The organism is Parabacteroides sp. APC149_11_2_Y6 (assembly GCF_054506995.1).
Genome location: NZ_CP173709.1, coordinates 4273064 through 4290634, shown reverse-complemented (window position 1 = coordinate 4290634; position 17571 = coordinate 4273064). Strand labels below are relative to the sequence as shown.

General features: G+C 43.5%; 13 protein-coding genes and 1 tRNA gene. 7 read left to right on the top strand and 7 right to left on the bottom strand.

Going from position 1 to position 17571, the window contains the following annotated elements; genetic code table 11:
- Positions 1-20 precede the first annotated feature (20 nt).
- From ACGE0T_RS17830 to ACGE0T_RS17820, 3 genes are all read left to right on the top strand, one after another.
- Positions 21-1850, top strand: a complete 1830-nt coding sequence (locus tag ACGE0T_RS17830) for a RagB/SusD family nutrient uptake outer membrane protein (RefSeq protein WP_459187927.1) — start codon at positions 21-23, stop codon at positions 1848-1850.
- 60 nt (positions 1851-1910) lie between these two features.
- On the top strand, positions 1911-3968 hold the full coding sequence (locus ACGE0T_RS17825) for a glycoside hydrolase family 71/99 protein (protein ID WP_459187926.1): 2058 nt from the start codon (positions 1911-1913) through the stop codon (positions 3966-3968).
- A 253-nt stretch (positions 3969-4221) separates the two neighbouring features.
- Positions 4222-4989: a DNA-binding domain-containing protein gene (locus tag ACGE0T_RS17820; protein WP_459187925.1), complete on the top strand. Its 768-nt coding sequence runs from the start codon at positions 4222-4224 to the stop codon at positions 4987-4989.
- 229 nt (positions 4990-5218) lie between these two features.
- On the opposite strand, the gene ACGE0T_RS17815 is transcribed toward ACGE0T_RS17820, so the two are convergent.
- Complete coding sequence (locus ACGE0T_RS17815) at positions 5219-6694, bottom strand: TlpA family protein disulfide reductase (protein ID WP_459187924.1); 1476 nt, start codon at positions 6692-6694, stop codon at positions 5219-5221.
- Between the two features lie 172 nt (positions 6695-6866).
- On the bottom strand, positions 6867-7394 hold the full coding sequence (locus ACGE0T_RS17810) for a DJ-1/PfpI family protein (RefSeq protein ID WP_459187923.1): 528 nt from the start codon (positions 7392-7394) through the stop codon (positions 6867-6869).
- A 165-nt stretch (positions 7395-7559) separates the two neighbouring features.
- Between ACGE0T_RS17810 and ACGE0T_RS17805 the strand changes: the two genes are divergently transcribed.
- Together ACGE0T_RS17805 and ACGE0T_RS17800 are read left to right on the top strand one after the other, a co-directional pair.
- The gene (locus ACGE0T_RS17805; protein ID WP_459187922.1) at positions 7560-7916 is read left to right on the top strand and encodes a winged helix-turn-helix transcriptional regulator; all 357 of its coding nucleotides are present in this window, start codon (positions 7560-7562) and stop codon (positions 7914-7916) included.
- Between the two features lie 72 nt (positions 7917-7988).
- The gene (locus tag ACGE0T_RS17800) at positions 7989-9134 is read left to right on the top strand and encodes an acyltransferase (RefSeq protein ID WP_459187921.1); all 1146 of its coding nucleotides are present in this window, start codon (positions 7989-7991) and stop codon (positions 9132-9134) included.
- Between the two features lie 132 nt (positions 9135-9266).
- On the opposite strand, the gene ACGE0T_RS17795 is transcribed toward ACGE0T_RS17800, so the two are convergent.
- A complete protein-coding gene (locus ACGE0T_RS17795; protein WP_459187920.1) occupies positions 9267-10700 on the bottom strand; it encodes an arabinose isomerase in 1434 nt (477 codons plus the stop codon).
- A gap of 223 nt (positions 10701-10923) precedes the next feature.
- On the opposite strand from ACGE0T_RS17795, the gene ACGE0T_RS17790 reads away from it, so the two are divergent.
- Positions 10924-11811 carry an AraC family transcriptional regulator gene (locus ACGE0T_RS17790; protein WP_459187919.1) on the top strand — a complete coding sequence of 296 codons (888 nt, stop codon included), beginning with the start codon at positions 10924-10926 and terminating at the stop codon, positions 11809-11811.
- A gap of 17 nt (positions 11812-11828) precedes the next feature.
- Here ACGE0T_RS17790 and ACGE0T_RS17785 read toward each other — a convergent pair whose 3' ends face one another.
- On the bottom strand, positions 11829-14006 hold the full coding sequence (locus ACGE0T_RS17785) for a glycosyl hydrolase (RefSeq protein WP_459187918.1): 2178 nt from the start codon (positions 14004-14006) through the stop codon (positions 11829-11831).
- Between the two features lie 296 nt (positions 14007-14302).
- Between ACGE0T_RS17785 and ACGE0T_RS17780 the strand changes: the two genes are divergently transcribed.
- Positions 14303-14788, top strand: a complete 486-nt coding sequence (locus ACGE0T_RS17780; protein ID WP_459187917.1) for a hypothetical protein — start codon at positions 14303-14305, stop codon at positions 14786-14788.
- A gap of 213 nt (positions 14789-15001) precedes the next feature.
- Here ACGE0T_RS17780 and ACGE0T_RS17775 read toward each other — a convergent pair whose 3' ends face one another.
- The 3 genes from ACGE0T_RS17775 to ACGE0T_RS17765 form a co-directional block, all read right to left on the bottom strand.
- The gene (locus ACGE0T_RS17775; protein ID WP_459187916.1) at positions 15002-15763 is read right to left on the bottom strand and encodes a hypothetical protein; all 762 of its coding nucleotides are present in this window, start codon (positions 15761-15763) and stop codon (positions 15002-15004) included.
- A 709-nt stretch (positions 15764-16472) separates the two neighbouring features.
- The gene (locus ACGE0T_RS17770; RefSeq protein ID WP_459187915.1) at positions 16473-17282 is read right to left on the bottom strand and encodes a Fic family protein; all 810 of its coding nucleotides are present in this window, start codon (positions 17280-17282) and stop codon (positions 16473-16475) included.
- Positions 17283-17456: 174 nt separating this feature from the next.
- Positions 17457-17540, bottom strand: a tRNA-Leu gene (locus ACGE0T_RS17765).
- Between the last annotated feature and the right edge of the window lie 31 nt (positions 17541-17571).

Genomic DNA, 17571 nt, shown 5'->3' with positions numbered 1-17571 from the left:
CCTCCAAAAGATTATTCCGTATGAAAAATATCATATCTATACTATTAATAGTGGGAGCAGGGCTGTTCAGTTCCTCCTGTGCAGACTTGGATTTGCCCTCTGACGGGCGTTTGGATTTGAAAGAGGTATTCAGCCGGTACGAGCGTACAAAAAGCTATCTGAACACCTGCTACAATTATATGCCACAGGTCGGTTTTACCTATAATGGGAATTCTACGCCACTTGCTTCTTTCTGTGATGAGGCGCACGATGCCGGCGACCATACAAACGGTCCTGTGGCAAAATGGTACAAAGGGCTGACCTCTTCCTCCTATAATCCGTTGAATGACGGATATATAGATGTCTGGTCTCATTATTTTGCCGGTATCCGGAAATGCAATACTTTTTTAGCTTCTATCGCAAACCCGGAAGTTGCTACCTATCATTTTGTGGAAGACGAAAAGAACGGATGGATTGCGCAGGTTCGTGTACTGCGGGCCTTCTTTTATTTGCAGTTGGTAAAACGTTACGGAGGCGTTCCCCTGATTCATACGCCCTATGAACTGGACCACGATTTCTCCAAAGATAAAAGAGCTTCGTTCGAAGCCTGTGCAGATTTTATTATAGCAGATTGCGACTCCGCTTTGGCAACGAAGGAAACAGAAGGTTCATCTATCGGTTTCCGTTGGGCTATCAACGATAATGAGCGGGGACAGATGACACGTGCAATGGCCTATGCCATCAAATCGCAAGTGGCGCTTTATGCGGCAAGCCCGTTATGGAATGACGGTTCCGGCACTTATACCTGGGAGAAGGCGGCAACAATTACCAAAGAGGCTTTGGACCAGTGCCTGAACCACGGTTTTGAACTTTATTCCACACCGCCCGACCCGAAACATGCGCAGAATGCATATGCCTATTATTTCATTACCCGTTCCGATCCCAGCCGTTCGTGGGATAAGGAAACCATTTACGAAACAACCGCATGGCGTTCCAATGTATGGCGGCTTGCCGGTGTACCCATTACTCCGGGAATGGAGAAAGCCGGAGCTTGCCCGTCGCAGGAGTTGATAGACTGTTATGAAACGACAAACGGCGAGCCTGTGTTGAATCCGGATAAACCTTATCAGGATTCCGACCATTTGCAGCCCAACTATAATCCGGCGAATAAACTATACAATCCGAACGACCCGTATAAAAACAGGGACCCCCGTTTTTATGCTTCCGTTTATTATAATGAGGCAGTCCGCTATCTGGACGACCCGAACGGCATAAAAGTGGAAACCTATGCAGGAGGAAATTGCGGCATTTCCGATGACGTGAAAGAAGTGCGCCATACCCGTACCGGCTATTACCTGCGGAAGTATAATAATTGCCGTTCGGGAATCGATGTAGATGCCGACGGATTAATGCGGATATTTCATCTTTCTGAACTATATTTGAACTTTGCGGAAGCTGCTTATCAGGCTTACGGACCGGATGTGCAGGTCGCTTCTTCCAGTGGTGCCGGAATGCTGTCGGCCCGGGAAGCCGTGAACAAGACTCGTACCCGTGCCGGAATGCCGGCTTTGCCTGCCGGTTTGTCGAAAGAGGCATTTGAGAAACGTTACCGGAACGAACGGCGTGTGGAACTGGCGTTCGAGGAACATCGTTTCTTTGATGTGCGCCGTTGGAAAATACTGTCCGAAACAGACCGCTTCGTGACGGGTATGCAGATTGTAAAAGAGAATAGTGCTTATACCTATACCCGTTTCAAGTTGAGCGAACGTTCGACGGCTGCCGACAAATACTTGCGTTATCCGATAGACGGGAAAGAAGTGGCAAAGATATTGAAGTACACCGGGGATAACTGGCAGAACCCGGGATGGTAACCCGTAAAAGAGTAATAATCGATAGCAACAATATAAATGGATTTAATACGAAAGAATTGCATGAAAAAACGAGCGGCTTTTGCAGGTATGCTTGCCGGTGTGGCATTGCTTGCCGGAAGCGCGGGATGTGGCAATCCGGCTCAAGTAGCGAAAAGTGATACGGTACCAGTTACCGAGGATTCCTATTATACGGATATTTATCCGGATACCTGGGTGGCAACGGATGCGTTGGGACGGACCATGCCGGATTATAATGAAGCAGGCGCACCTAAAAACGACAAACGCCGTGTAGTCGGCATCTTTTATATCACCTGGCACTCGGACGGTCTTGCCAATCTGAAAGCACCTTACCGGGCGGATGTCTCCAAAGTATTGGATAAAGCTCCCGAAGCGCGTCTGGATGGGGATAATCCGGCATGGACGAGTGGTTCGTACCATTGGGGCGAACCGGAACTGGGCTATTTTCTGAGCCGTGATGAGTATGTTATCCGCAAAGACATGTCCATGTTGGCCGACGCCGGAGTAGATGTCCTGGTGATGGATGTCACCAATGCCGTTCGCTATTGGGATGAGTGGGAAACACTGTTTACCACCATGCAAAAGATGAAAGCGGAAGGCAATAAAGTCCCCCAGTTCTGTTTCTGGGCATTCAACGGGCCGGTAATTACGGTTGTGCAGGATTTATACGACAAGATATATAAGGCAAATAAGTATCGCGATTTATGGTACTACTGGGACGGCAAGCCCTTGCTCCTTTGCAACGGTAAGCCTAAATTCGATGCAAATGGGGGAGGTGTACAGAACCCGAATCCGCACTACGACGCGAAAGCTCTTACGGATGTTTCCAATCCGCACTATCAGGACCCGGATTACACACAGCAATATTATACGGACTATACGAAGGATGTGAAGAATTTCTTTACTCTCCGGACGATGTGGTGGGGCTACTATGAATGGGCAGGCGAACGCTTTGTCGGGACGGAAGGAAATTGGAGTTTCGGCTATGACTTGGGAGACGAGCGGGTATGCAACCTGCCGCCGGACAGCTTGGTGTCTACCTGGCAAGGGGAGCGGGAACAGGCAGCAGTAACTCCGGCACAGCATCCGATATCCATCATTGGCAAATCCTGGACCCGCGAGCATAAGGAACCGAAGCTGAACGACCACGACATGCCGGAACCGACCTATGTCCCCTGGCTGGGCAAAACGGTGGATAATCCGACTGCTTACGGTATTTATTTTCAGGACCGCTGGGATGAAGCACTGAAAAGCGACCCTCAGTTCCTGTATCTGAACGACTGGAACGAGTGGACTGCCGGTAAATACAAATCGGGCAAAGCTCCCGGTTCCGAACTGCCGGGACCTACCACTTTCCTCGGACGCGAAAACCCTTTCTATTTTGTAGACCAGTATAATTCGGAGTTTAACCGCACCATACAGCCGATGAAGGGAGACTATACGGATAACTACTATATGCAGATGGCCCAGAATATCCGCCGCTACAAAGGTGTCCGCCCTATTCCCGAAAATAAGGGCTTGCATACGATTCGTCTGGATGGCAACTTTGCCGACTGGCATGCTGTAACGGTGGAATACCGGGATACGAAAGGAGATGTGACCCACCGTGCCCATAAAGGATATGGCGGCACTTACTATACGAACGACTCCGGCAGGAACGATATAACCCTCTCCAAAGTGGCGGTAGATAAAAAGAATGTGTATTTCTATGTGGAAACGGCCGACGAACTGACTCCGTACACCGACCCGAACTGGATGTTGCTGTTGATAGATGCGGATCAAGATGCTTCCACTGGCTGGTACGGCTATGACTATTTGGTAAATAAGCATGTAATCGATTCGGAAAAGACGGAACTGATGCGTTATAACTCCTCCACTAAGAGTTGGGAAACGGTTTGCCAACTGGACTATTGCATGAACGAAAATAAACTGGCACTGGCTATTCCCCGTACAATCTTAGGGCTGAAAGGCAACGCCTTTACCTTCGATTTTAAGTGGAGCGATAATGCTGCCGACTTGAACGACCTTATCTCCCTTTGTGTAAATGGCGATACGGCTCCGAACCGCCGCTTTAATTACCGTTGTATCTGGAAGAAGTAGGAGAGTAAGGATATATGAAATAGAACAAGGGGTATTGTCTGTGAATTACAGGCAGTACCCCTTGTTTTATTGAGTCCTACCAGAACTCAAGCGACAGGGCGAGCGGGTTCTCGGTTAGGTGTGTCCGTCAATAAATAAAGGCAGGCGTATTGCCTGCCACACCCATTTCATTCAATTCATTTGATTCTTTTTCTTCGGGGAATACTAATTTCCCCTTAAACAAATACAAATTAATCATTAAAAGCCCCATCTTATGGCAGCAAACTACAAATGGTTCTTTGACCTTGAAGAGTACACAATGACAAAGGACGTGAAAGAAGATTACATAGCAAAAGTGAAAACACTCAAGTCGTTAACCATCGAAGGCGTGGCTAATGCCATCGCTGCTGAACGTACGGAATACCGCCCGGAAACGATTGTGAATATCTGCAACCTGGTAGACGAGAAAATCCGTCAACTGGTCTGTCAGGGCAATACGGTGGTAACCGGTTCTGCTTTGTATTCGCCATCCATCACCGGACTGCTTATCGGCACTACGGGAGCAATAAACCCGGAAATCAACAAATGTATAGTAAATGTGGCTCCTTCGGCAGCCATGCGTGCCGAGGTGGCAAAGGTAACCCCTGAGTTTTCGGGGAACGTGAAGAACCTGGGAGGTGCACGTATCAGCCTTGTAAAAGATGTGACCACGGGCTTGACCGACGGCACCATTACTCCGGGCGGTATGCTGGACGTTACAGGTTCTAAAATCAAATGTGTCAATGCCGACGGCACAGGAACCGGTACGCTTAAACTGATAAAGGAAAGCACACAGGCAGTAGTCGCCACCATTACTACCTTCGGTATCAACGACCCGAGCCGCCTGATGTTTACCCTCCCTGCCTCTCTGAATGATGGACGCTACAGTTTGGAACTCGAAACCTGGTATAGCAACTCCGCTATTCTGTTGAAAGAGCCGCGTACCCTTGTCTACCCATTCACTTTGATGGTAGGCGATGGCGAGAAGCCGGAAGAGTTATAAGCTGCCGACTATATAAATAATTTTGTCAAAAAGCTATTAGGGAACGCAGACTACGCAGAACACGCAGATTTACGCAGATTCTTTATTGAAAAAATATGGTCTGCGTAAATCTGCGTGTTCTGCGTAGTCTGCGTTCCTTAATATATATTTGGTACATCCCTCTAATATCTGCGTCTGCCATCGCTACCGCTCGGTAATCACTGCAATTACCGTTCGGTAACGATGGCAGTTAGCGAACGGTAACGACCGACGTTACAGATTCCAGTTCCTTTTGCAGTTTCGGAAGTGTCGACGGGCGCGGGGGCGTCCTGTTGATGATAGCGCCTGTTTTATCCAACAGGAGGTAAGTCGGGAAGCCCGGCACTTGCAAGGCAGACATGCAGATTTGCGACATATCCTCGTTGAGGAAATAGTTCTCTCCGCCTATGTTTTCATCTCGGATAGCCTTTTCCCACTTTGCGCGGTCGGACATCATACAGATATTTACAAAGACAATGTCCCTGTCTTTAAACAGGGTGTGGAGCGCCTTGGCATGTTTCATCTCTGCCCGGCAGGGACCGCACCAGGTAGCCCAGATATCCAGATAGACGACTTTCCCTGTGTATTTCTCTTTTAGAAAATCCGTGAGGTTCTTTACGGGGATAAATTCCGTTTTTCCATTGGGAGCATAATAGAAAGCGCCATCCGAAAGAAGCATTTCCGGCAATTGGCTCTTTGTGTGTCCTGCTGCGGATAACCGGCTGACGTATTGGAAAACCGTGTCATTGCAGAAAGACTCTCTGGGCGGCAGTATTTCCGGATTGAACCTTTTAAGCCGGTTGCAGAAACCAGCCAGCATAATATCCCGGTATGTACCTTCGGGCAAAGCAAGCAGAAGTTCGGCGCCCCTGTGGTACAATGTCTTTATATCCTCCTTTTCCAGACAGGCTTTTGCAATGGAATCGCTGTCCAACAGGGCTTGCCGGTAATAATCCAGATGGTAAGGGAACATCATAACCTTCAGGTTCTCTGCGTTGTAAAGGTCGAAAATCGGTTGCGTGAAAAAGGCTAATGCATCCTGCGGGTTCTTTTCTGTATAGTCTGTTGCCATGTTGGCAAGGCTGAACAGGGCCATATGGTCCAACATCCGCAGTACATTTTCCTGCAAGGGATAGGGTTGGCTATACACGCGTATGCTGTCTTTCAGCCGGGTATATTCGGATTGGAAAGTCTCCATATAGTCCTTTAGCGGTACGGATGCCGGAGCCAGTTCCGCGTTGTTTATCAGTGGAAAGGTCTTGTCGATGACTTCACTGAAATAATTGTTTCCGGCAGCTTTGTCGCCACCGAACAGGATGGGGCTTTCTTTGTTTTCCGACAGCTTCTTTGCATCGATTTCCAGATAAAGGGAATCCCCGTTTGCTCCGTACAGGTTAATGAATTTATCCGCATAATTTATAGTGAAACTATGCTCGTAGACAAACGACATCTCCGTACGGAACATTCCGTTGCTGTCCAGTTGGGATGCGTATCTGCCCCCGTCATCCAATGGGCTGCATTCGATAACGGTTATTACTTTAGGGCATTCTTTCGTCCGGTTGATAACTTTTCCGGTGACGATTAGTTTGTCTTGCTGTGCGGATATGTATGAGCCGGCATGTATTTGTGTCTGCATATTGCTTACAAGAAGCAAACAGAAAAAAGCTGAGTAGAAGATGTTTTTCATAATGTATCTATTCGTTTTCGTTTTATCCGATGGCGGTAAAGGTAGGGATAATTAGACGCGGATGACGCGGAAAACGCGGATTTTCACAGGCTAAATAATCCATCTCCTGTATTAATCCGCGTTTTCCGCGTCATCCGCGTCCACAAATAGATCTGCGTCTCAGGCAGCGTCCCTATTTTAGAGCTTTAATGACTTCCGGCATCATCGTCCAGATATGGTTTTCTTCTTTTGCTGTGAAGAAGTTGCCGTCGATGGTTGAATCATCGTCTGTAGCGATTCCTTTTTGAATGGCAGGCTTAGCCAATGGGTGGACGGATACTTTCTTGCCTTCGCTGGCACCTGCGATTTCGAAAAGCAGGGCGGCGGCACAATGGCCTATCATCTTTTTGTCTTTTTGTGCAAAAGTACCGATAACGGATAATAAATCCTGATTGTAAGGTTTCTCCGCGTTCTGTGCAAAAACGGGAACCGCATCGCCACAAGCGAAAACCAATGCTTCATATTCATCTTCGTGTCCCTTTAGATTGGCAATCACATCATTCGCAAAAAGGGTGATGCCGGAGTTCGTTTTGATTTCTTTCGAGTCGCTTACGGCGAAAACGGTATAAGTGATTCCATTCTCAAAAAACGCTTCCAGATATTGGAACAACCCGGAACCGTTTACCGGGTTAACGGCTACAACTGCTACTTTCTTTTTCATAACTGTGAATATTAAATGAGACAATAGTTATTTTTGGTAAGTTTCTTACCTTTGTGTTGCAAATGTAAATCTCCTTTCTGTGATAAACAAGAAGGCACTTGACAGTAAGGAACTTACATGGAGGTAACTAATGTTCATCATAAGTCAATTAGCCGAAGAAATAAAATGAAAAATTTTCATAATACAGGAAACTGCCCGATACGGGAGATACTGAGCAAGCTCGGAAATAAATGGTCTATGCTTGTTCTGGTAACACTAAATGCCAACGGGACGATGCGTTTCAATGATATCCACCGGACAATAGATGATATCTCGCAACGGATGCTGACGGTGACTCTCCGGTCGTTGGAAACGGACGGGCTGGTGGCGCGAAATGTCTATGCCGAGGTGCCTCCCCGGGTCGAATACCAGTTGACGGAAAGGGGGAAAAGCCTGCTGCCCCATCTCCAGAGCCTGGTCGATTGGGCAGTCGCTAATATGCCGGATATATTGGAGGGACGCACGCTGGTTTCCCTTGAATAACAGTGAGTACGTGTTTTTCTTGCATTGAATGGGTTAAACGTTTATTTTTGTCGGAGTTTAAATAAATCAAGCATGAAAGACTCAATTCTCAATTCTCGGTTGGTATGGCTGGATGTCATACGGGCTGTTGCCATGATTATGGTTATAGGGGTTCATTGTATCGACCCCTTTTATATCTCGCCTACTTTAGGAAGTATTCCCGAATACCGCCATTGGGCTGCAATTTACGGCTCTTTGCTTCGTCCTTCCGTCCCTTTGTTTGTGATGATGACCGGTCTATTATTGCTTCCGGTCAGACAACAGCCGTTAGGTGGCTTTTATAAGAAACGTATATTCCGTGTATTGTTTCCCTTCCTGATATGGTCGGTTTTATATAATATGTTCCCTTGGTTTACAGGGGTTCTGGGATTGCCTAAGTCTATTATTGGCGATTTCTTTTGTTATGTGCAGGGGAATGAATCCCAAGCTCTGATGGACTCTTTGAAGGATGTGGCGATGATTCCTTTTAATTTCAGTTTTAAGGAAAATCATATGTGGTATATTTATTTGCTGATAGGGCTGTATCTGTATATGCCGTTTTTCTCGGCATGGGTTGAAAGGGCAGACCGGAAGACGAAGCAGATTTTCCTGCTTATCTGGTTTGTCTCTTTGTTTATCCCTTATTTATCTGCTTATGTGTCCTATTATATGTTTGGAACAAGTACTTGGAACCAGTTTGGCATGCTGTACTATTTTGCCGGTTTTAATGGCTATTTGTTATTAGGGCATTATTTGAAAGAAGGGAATGACTGGTCGTTGGGTAAAACAACGCTGGTTTCTGCCGTTTTGTTTGCAGTAGGATACGCAGTAACCTATGCCGGTTTCAGTGAAGCAGCGGCCAATATGCAGTCGACAGAGGCGGAAATGGAGCTGTTCTTTACTTTCTGTAGCCCGAATGTGGCCATTATGACGGTTGCCGTTTTCCTCTTACTGCAAAAAGTGATAATAAAAAATGAAACGGTAATGAAGGCGTTGGCTAATATGACCAAATGTGGTTTTGGTATTTATATGGTGCATTACTTTATTGTAGGTCCTGTATTTATATTGATGAAGCATGTAACATTGCCCATACCTTTGCAGGTTCCTATTATGGCTGTTATCATCTTCTGTATTTCCTGGGGCTTTACCTGGATGATGTACCGTTTACTGGGCGAACGTGCCCGGTGGATTATGGGATAAGGTGATTGATATTAAAAGAGCAAGGTTTACAGATAACGCGGATTGGGCGGATCAGGACGGATAAGAATAAATTTAAAAATCCGTTTTAATCCGCCCAATCCGTGTCATCAGCGAACCTGGTTCTTTATTATCTTAATTAGAAGTAACTACCTTCACTATCGGTATATCCAGCAAAAATGCAACTTTCTCCAATTTGTCAGCCAAATGTCCGATACCGATGGCGCAATGGTGGGAGGGGCCTGCTTTGCTCCAGGCATTGATAAAATTGCGTGCCCCGCAGGCAAAACGGTAACGGCTGTTGGTATTTCCTATTTGCAGGGTGGGACCGTCTACCGATTCTCCTTCTGCAACGAGCAGGAAGATTCCGTCTTTTCCTTCGCATACGGACAACAGGGTGATAGGACCGTGTTTCACACTCATTTGGATGGATAACCCTTTCCCCGGTTTTCCATGATAGACGGGAAGGGGAACCAGTTTCACTTTGCCTTCTGCAATAGCAAAATGGGCGGGGCCGTCGTGTCCCAGCATAACGATATCGTCGTTGAAATCCATAGCATAAAATTCGGCAAAGGAGCCGCCTGCTTTCAGCAATGACAGAATCTTCATTGCCTGGACGTTTTTCACTTCACATTCTCCGGCTATGGGGATATTCTTTCCTGTCAGCAAGGTGTTGCCGGCTATGACGGAGGTTACAATGTTTTCGTAATCATTGCCCTTATATCCTTCATAATAGTATGCCATCGAGCCTAAATGATGGGAGGCAACCAATTTGTCGAGGGCAATGGAGGTACGGGCAGCTCTTTCCAGTTCGAAGGGTTCGCATTGCGGGACAATATCGAAGGATTGGCTGAACTCTTCCAGTTTGTCGTTCAGTTCCTGGTCGGTGACGGCATCGCGGTAATCCTTTAACTCGCACATTTCCATGATTTCGATATGGGTTCCGAATGTGACCGATTGTTGGGTGGTATCGCTATAGACATCCAGCATACCGCAGTAATAATGTCCCAGGATACCCATCCGGTTATGCTTCATGTTGTTTACTACATATGCCGCTTCAATCCAGGCATGGATTTGTTCCCATACATATTCTTCCTGTAAATAACCGGTCACTATCTCATAACGGATATGGGCTTTGTTGAATACATTGGCAAATTCCGGAACCGAGCATGCCTGGCAATGGGCGAGCCATTCGCCGGTCATTTTTCCCCGGTCTCCAAGGCTGTTTATGTATTCGTAGTCGATGCTGGCTGCCGGTTGGATGTTCAGAAGAATGACCGGTACTTTCAACTGTTGTACAAACGGCAATACCGTCGATGATAAAGCGTAGGTCGATATGAAAATGAAAAGGAGGTGTATATCCTGCTTTTGCAATTCGGTTGCCGTCTCTTTCGCTTTGACCGGATTGTCGATGATTCCGGCATTGATAATAGATGCTTCCGGACAGGACATCTTCCTGGCAATTTCTTCCTGGTATCCGCATAAGCGGTTGTAAAGTCCATCGAACTGCGGCCAATAAGTATCCAGTCCCAGGCCGATAAGCCCAATATTCGTTTTTCTGTTTTCCATGCTGTATTATGACTATATAATTGACGTGATTAATAAATAGTGAAACAAAAGTAGGGCGTTTTTCGCATCGGCTTTTTATCTATTTGATTTAATTATTTCGTAAAATGATAGATATTAATGTCTTGTATAATAGAAACTTGATTATCATTATCGAATTAATAATAAAACTCTATCTTTGCGAATGGAGATATCATACTACTTATAAATAGAAGGAATAAATACCATGACAACGCAACGAAGTAATAATATCCGGTACCTGAATGTGAGTGCGGTAGATGAAAAATGGGGGCTGACGGTAGTGACGGCAGGTTATCAGTGCATACCTCCGCATAGTTCCTATCCATCATCGCAACATCCGAAATCCTATATGTTCGACCCGCAGAAAGGTCGGATGCTTGATGAATATCAATTGGTATATATATCGAAAGGAAGTGGTTATTTCCAGTCGCAGTTTTGTAAGAAACAGAAGATAAAGGCGGGAACGATGTTCTTGTTATATCCGAATGAATGGCACAGCTATTATCCGGAGGAAGAAGGATGGTTTGAACACTGGGTAGGCTTCAAAGGCAAACTTATTGAGAGTTGGATAGAAAATAAATTCTTTTCCAGAGAAAAACCTGTTTATGAGATTGGAGTGAATACGACGATTATTGGGCTGTATGAAGATATTGTGACCTATGCCACAGAAGAAAGAACCGGTTACCAGCAGTTGATATCGAGTATGGTTTTGTATATAATGGGGAATGTTTACTATAAGGAAAAGAATATGTCTTTCGGGAAATCGATTGCAATTGAAAAGATTAATGAAGCGCGAACCATTATGAAGAAAACAATCGATAATCCGCTACCTGTGGAAACAATTGCTAAGAATCTGAATGTGGGTTATTCATGGTTCCGGAGTTCATTTAAGGAATATACAGGAATTTCTCCGGCACAATATCAGTTGCAACTGCGTTATCTAAGGGCGAAAGAATTGTTGAATACCACCCAAATGAGCATTTCTGAAATAGCTTATGCCTTGAGTTTTGAGAGTGTGGCGCAGTTCTCTACCTTTTTCCGTAAACGGGAAGGTTTTCCTCCTTCCCATTTCAGGAAAAAAGGAAAACTTTGATATAGATACCGGATACTCTATTTCTTGTCGATAATAAATACGGAAGAACATTTCTCGATAGGCAGCGTAATAGAGGTGGTCTCGATGCCCTGGGAGCGTTGGTGTTTATATACTACATCTGTTTGTTGTCCGGTATGCGGGTTCAACAAAACAGGTGTTATTTTTCCGCGTAACACAACATCCGCACGATAGGGTTCTTCTTTTAAATTGGCAAAGTAATAGACTGCCTGGTCCCCGTTTACTTTATGGATATAATTCAGTTCTTTTCCCACAGGGAAGCTAATATCCGGAGTGCTGCAGCAAGCTGTGAGCGCTGTCCTTAACTTTTCAGGTGCCGGTTTGTCTATAAAGAATACTCTACCGGAAGAGGTGCCGGTCTTTTTAGAAGAAAGCATATTGTTGATGATGCTTTTTATCTCGTTCTCTTTACCGGGCTCTACGGATTTCTCCGGTAGCCGGGTGGTGAAGATAACATTTCCTCCTGCCTTGTGGAAGGATTCTATCTTTTTCAAGTTCGATAATGAAATGGTTTTCACTCCCGGAAGGATGATAACCTGGAAAGATTCTTTGTTGATAGGATTCTCCATGTATAATAATCCCTCTTTTATCTTGCATTTCCCGGCTAATACTTCGGGATGCAGGTAAGTGAAATCCCTTCCGAGTGTGTCTGTTAATAAGGCGGATACATGTGTGTAATCGGTATTCGGAATGGCAATGCCGCCTTCATAAAATCCCAATTCTCCGTCCAACCGGTGTTCTCCCTGAAGTGTCTCGATAGGGTAAAGAACAGCTATATCTGCCACGTGCCTGCCTTCTTGTTGCAAGACATAGTTGAGGCGGGACAGGAATTTATTGAATTTGGGAAGCGAGTCCCGGTATAAATCGTTTCGCCAGGATAATTCGGGAAGGAATGTCACGTTCTTGTCGTTATACCAGACTGCATGGGGGATTAACTGGTTTACGCCTTTGGTGTATTGTTCCATGGCAATGTGGTAAAGCTCTTTGACTTTCAGGTTGCCCATGGCGCCGTAAGTCTCGGACATAACCCGCTGTTTGTCCCAGTTATAGGCAGAGGAGGAAACGACTTTATAAAATAATTCGGTGGGACGTCCGCCACCTATTTTATCTATGCCGGGGACGCCCATGTGTTTGCCGCAAAGCATCAAATCTCCGGATACACTGACAGGATTCAGAATCTCTTCCTGGTCCTGGTGGCCGGTCGACTGGATATGATGTGCTTTAGCCCATTCGCTGATTGCTTTCATAAAACCTTCCGAATACAAGGTAGCGCGTAATCCGAACATGCGGTTTCTTGCCGACTGTGTTTCTTCGCCTATGTCATACCAAAGGGCGGGATAGAGTAAATCGGGTGAACTGTGATAACGCTCTGTGAATTTTTCATTGAAATTGTTTGTCCATATCCGTCCTTTGGCGCGGTACAGTGTCGGTTCATCGCAGAAGGTTTCTATAATAACATTGCCGAAGTAAGAAGAGAAACGGTCGTAATATGCCTGATGAGTCTCTTTTATAAAGAGTTTTACCGCTTCAGAGTCTAAGTAATCGACATTCGGGTCGCCATCTTTTACACATACGAAAAACATAACTTTCCAGGCACCTGCCGGAACTTCCCAGTTTAATTCGCCTGAACGGATATTTTGTTTTAAAGAAACTCGTTTTCCTGTGAGTGTATCCATGGCGACTGTAGCCATTAGTTTTCCTGCCGGGACGGCTTGTTTGAAATAAGTGCCGGGAGCTACGCTGTATTCAATTTTGTCTAACCGCTTGATGGTAGCATCGGGATATTTATGCATGAAGCGAGGGGTTTCATCGCCATTGATTGCCCCCATGCTTCCGCTGGGAAATCCGTATTCGTCATAGATAGACATATGGACATCCATTTTCTCTGCTTCTTCTATGATCTTTCCGTACAGTGAGAAGTATTGTTCGGATAAATACTCAGGTTTGAAGTCTTTACCGAACGGGAGGATGGCACAACCTCCATACCCGTCTTTTTCTACCATTTGTCTGAACTGATGGAGTAATTCGGATTCTTCTATCGTAGCATTATTCCAAAACCACAACGGGACGGGTTTATATTGCTTTGCCGGATTGGCAAATTCTTGGGCGTTTGTTTGGCCATGTATTATCTGCGATGATAGTAGCAGTGTAAATACTATTTTAACCAGGTTTTTCATATGTCAATATTAATCAATCAGGTTTATGAATTATAAATAGATGGAGCCGAAAAAATCAGTTATACAAAAATAGATGCAAACTTTAAACGCCCTATTATCAAAAGTGACTATACTTTTTCAAATTTTGATAATAGGATGGATGCAAAGTATAAAGGAAATTCTTCTGAAAAAGGGAAAGAGGAAGAATGTTTTCTTATATTTGTGAATTCATTGATTTTCATGAGTGATGATTTTGTAAATCGTGGGTAAATAGTACGGTTGATAAAAACAAATACGATTTAGCATATACTAAAAGAATGAGAATAATAAGAGCATTTAAGGCACTGGTTAATGAGTTGTTTGGAACTAAAAAAGAATATCAGGTGAAAGATTTGTGCGTCTTTACCTGTAAGGTTTGTGACTGGTGGCTGGATAAACAGTATTTTTGGACCGGCATAGTGCGATTACCTTTTTATGCGGAAGAAACTATGATTTTGATAGAAGGAGATACCTCTGCTCCGTTCCCCCGACAATTATCGGAATTACAGGAACTGCTCCAAAACTGGCAGTCTATGGCTATACAATTGGATAATATGATGTCCGTTAAAATCCGGGAAACGCATAAAGAAAAAATATATGCTTCTTGGCAGGATAAATTTTATCCTGATGCGATAACCGTACCATATAGTGGTGATAGTTGGGAAATCATATTCTACAGAAAGAGTGGAGTGAATTATAGTTTCACTGTTGTCTGGAAAAATAACACTGTGCAGAAATTGCTTTTAGGGGGAATGGGGGCGTAATGGGAATATGGATAGGCCTTGCATTTATTGTGATATAATAAACAATATAGGACACTGTCTGAGATGCCCGTGTGTTGAAATCGGATGGCAAATACCCCCCCTACGGAAGTTAATTTCACTATTGGTGGCATAAACAAACTGTCGTAAACAATATCAAAACTTGAAAAAAGATAAAGAAGAAGGATTGACTATTACACTTTGAGATAGTGTGATTCAGTACAATACCTTTTGGGACAATTCGAGTAACTCGTTTTTGGAGGGTTTTTCCGGATCGTAAAGTAGGAAGAAAACCTCTGTAACTGATAAGTCATTGGAGGTTTCTTGGGAATGATCTTTTGATTTGAATTCCTTGGTAGATAATGCTATGATTACTTTATTGTTTTTCAATCGTCTTGATTCAAACAGGTATACAGGATTCGAATATTTCAATTGAAGTGTATCATTTCCTACTGATATATTGTAATAATATAACTCGTCTCGTGTACTTGACCCTTTCAATAAGTGTGGTATACTTTGCCTCACAAGGCTATAATCAAATTGGCACAGTTTCACGTTAGCATGATTCTGAGGAACAGGCACATGTTTGAAATTAGAGAGAGAAGGGATGAGGCTGTCCGGTTTCCATTCCGTGGTGTTATAGTCAATGGCTACAGAATGGTTTATAAAAAACAACTGCCAGTACTGTTGGCAGACAACTGCCTTGTTGTTGTTAGCTGTCGAATCTGTATATTGCAAACGTGACAACAAGCCGCAGTACACTTTGTTATAGTCGAAACTTTTCACAAAATTACCATATGTTGATACATAATCATCTCGGTGTTTATCTATTAGTTGCAGGATATCCTGTTGTGCCTGTGGATATATTTTATGGAAAAGCTTTATTTCTTTTTCATAACGTGAATAACTCTCCGGCTCAAGGTAGAGTAATGGAGGAAGTGGATTCAAGTTGTGGAGCGTATCACTTTTTCTTTTCATGTATTGCAGTATATTATCGATAAACGAGGGACTTATATAGTCGAATTGTTGATATACTTTTCGCATGTCAATATCGAACAGGAGTATTCTTGATTTTTGGGACTTATTGTTATAAACATCGATATATATTTTGCCAGCTTCAAGAGGATAGAGCCAAAAATCTTCACTTTCACATATATTTTTAAGGGATATATTGAGTATCTCCATGTTACAGTCAAAAAAAATATCGTCATACTGACCTATATAATACCATGAGTCCTTACCAGGAAAAACCCTGTAAGTGTCATTATTGTAGTCCAAACAGTCCGAAAAATTTGTATAGTTATTTTCCCATGTCGTCATGTTAAGTTTATCTTTATTGGTCTTGATGCGGATCAGTTTGAACTTTTCGGGATAGTAGTTTAGTGATAACAGATGTTTAATATCCGAGTGCTTATCACCGTCTCCATATTCGCAACTATTGAATGTTACTTCCACAATAATAGTGGCAATTATTGCTAAGTATATTATTCTGTGTCTTTTTCCACTTACATTCATAAGTAAGGCGTTATTTTAATTGAGTCGTGAAGATATGAAAAAAAATCGAATTTGACGGAAAAACATATCAAACCAATTCTTATAACAAAGTGCTTGAATCTATTGTGATATAATAAATAATTATAGAAATCAAACCAATATACCTTTCCTTCAAAAAAAACGAAACTTATGATTAAAACATAAAGCTAAAACCTCTTTGATGGGAGGCGTTATATCTTTCAATTTCCAAGGAGAGGGATTTCTTTAATTGTGTTGCCATAAAGTCTAAAAAAGGCTGACTGGTTTCATTTTCTTGAGACTGTTGTAAAGAAAGAATATAGTCGGCTCTATCTTCTTTAAATATCTTCGCAGGGAAAAGATGATAGCAGAATTGAATATAGTTCATCAATAAGCGAGCAGTTCTTCCATTACCATCTACCCATGGATGAATCGTTACTAAATTGAGATGAGCGTTAAAACTTAACTCATATTGTTCCCAAAGTGTATTCGCCGCCTTTTGCCGTTCTTGCAATATAGAACAAAGTTCCTCTACTTTTGCAGGCACTTTTTGATAGTTCATATAGGAACGACCACCTACACCGGCAGTAACACTGCACAAACGAAACTCCCCTTTGGATGAGTCGAAAGAACCGCTCATAACATTGTGTATATTTCCGGTAGTATGCATAAGAGTCGCATTCAGCTTTTGCAAAAAGACAGGGGTAATTTCAATATTTTGCTCACTGTCTCCGTAGGCAAGCTCATAGGCTTTTTTTAAATCTTCATTCATCAAATGATAAACCAATGGCTTTCCTTTGGCAGTCAATCCTTCATCAAAAAGAAGCTGTGTTTCTATTTCTGTGAGCGTAGAACCTTCAATGGCTGTCGAATGGGTAATAAGAGAATAAAGGTAGTACTTTTCATAGTCTACCGATTGGCTGATACCAAGTTTATGAAACTCTTGGTACAGTTTTTCTATTTCTTGCCAAATACCCTTTTCCATGATAGATTATCTTTAAATTGTTGTTTTTCCAAAAATACTTTTGATATAACATTTTACCAAGCGAATCAACTATTTTCTTCTTATTATTTCTACATACATGGGGGAAAATATAGGAAAATTTAGGCAAAATAAAAAGCTAAGTATTGAGCAATCAATACTTAGCTTTTCTTTCTGTACCCAGAGCCGGGATCGAACCGGCATGGAAGTGAATCCACTGGTGTTTGAGACCAGCGCGTCTACCAATTCCGCCATCTGGGCATTTGTTTCTCAAATGCGTTGCAAAGGTAGG

Coding starts and splice junctions, on each gene's coding strand:
- ACGE0T_RS17805 (WP_459187922.1), top strand. CDS start 7,560: ATGAAAAATTTTCATAATACAGGAAACTGCCCGATACGGGAGATACTG.
- ACGE0T_RS17785 (WP_459187918.1), bottom strand. CDS start 14,006: ATGAAAAACCTGGTTAAAATAGTATTTACACTGCTACTATCATCGCAG.
- ACGE0T_RS17770 (WP_459187915.1), bottom strand. CDS start 17,282: ATGGAAAAGGGTATTTGGCAAGAAATAGAAAAACTGTACCAAGAGTTT.
- ACGE0T_RS17800 (WP_459187921.1), top strand. CDS start 7,989: ATGAAAGACTCAATTCTCAATTCTCGGTTGGTATGGCTGGATGTCATA.
- ACGE0T_RS17780 (WP_459187917.1), top strand. CDS start 14,303: ATGAGAATAATAAGAGCATTTAAGGCACTGGTTAATGAGTTGTTTGGA.
- ACGE0T_RS17825 (WP_459187926.1), top strand. CDS start 1,911: ATGAAAAAACGAGCGGCTTTTGCAGGTATGCTTGCCGGTGTGGCATTG.
- ACGE0T_RS17775 (WP_459187916.1), bottom strand. CDS start 15,763: ATGAAAAGAAAAAGTGATACGCTCCACAACTTGAATCCACTTCCTCCA.
- ACGE0T_RS17830 (WP_459187927.1), top strand. CDS start 21: ATGAAAAATATCATATCTATACTATTAATAGTGGGAGCAGGGCTGTTC.
- ACGE0T_RS17790 (WP_459187919.1), top strand. CDS start 10,924: ATGACAACGCAACGAAGTAATAATATCCGGTACCTGAATGTGAGTGCG.
- ACGE0T_RS17810 (WP_459187923.1), bottom strand. CDS start 7,394: ATGAAAAAGAAAGTAGCAGTTGTAGCCGTTAACCCGGTAAACGGTTCC.
- ACGE0T_RS17795 (WP_459187920.1), bottom strand. CDS start 10,700: ATGGAAAACAGAAAAACGAATATTGGGCTTATCGGCCTGGGACTGGAT.
- ACGE0T_RS17820 (WP_459187925.1), top strand. CDS start 4,222: ATGGCAGCAAACTACAAATGGTTCTTTGACCTTGAAGAGTACACAATG.
- ACGE0T_RS17815 (WP_459187924.1), bottom strand. CDS start 6,694: ATGAAAAACATCTTCTACTCAGCTTTTTTCTGTTTGCTTCTTGTAAGC.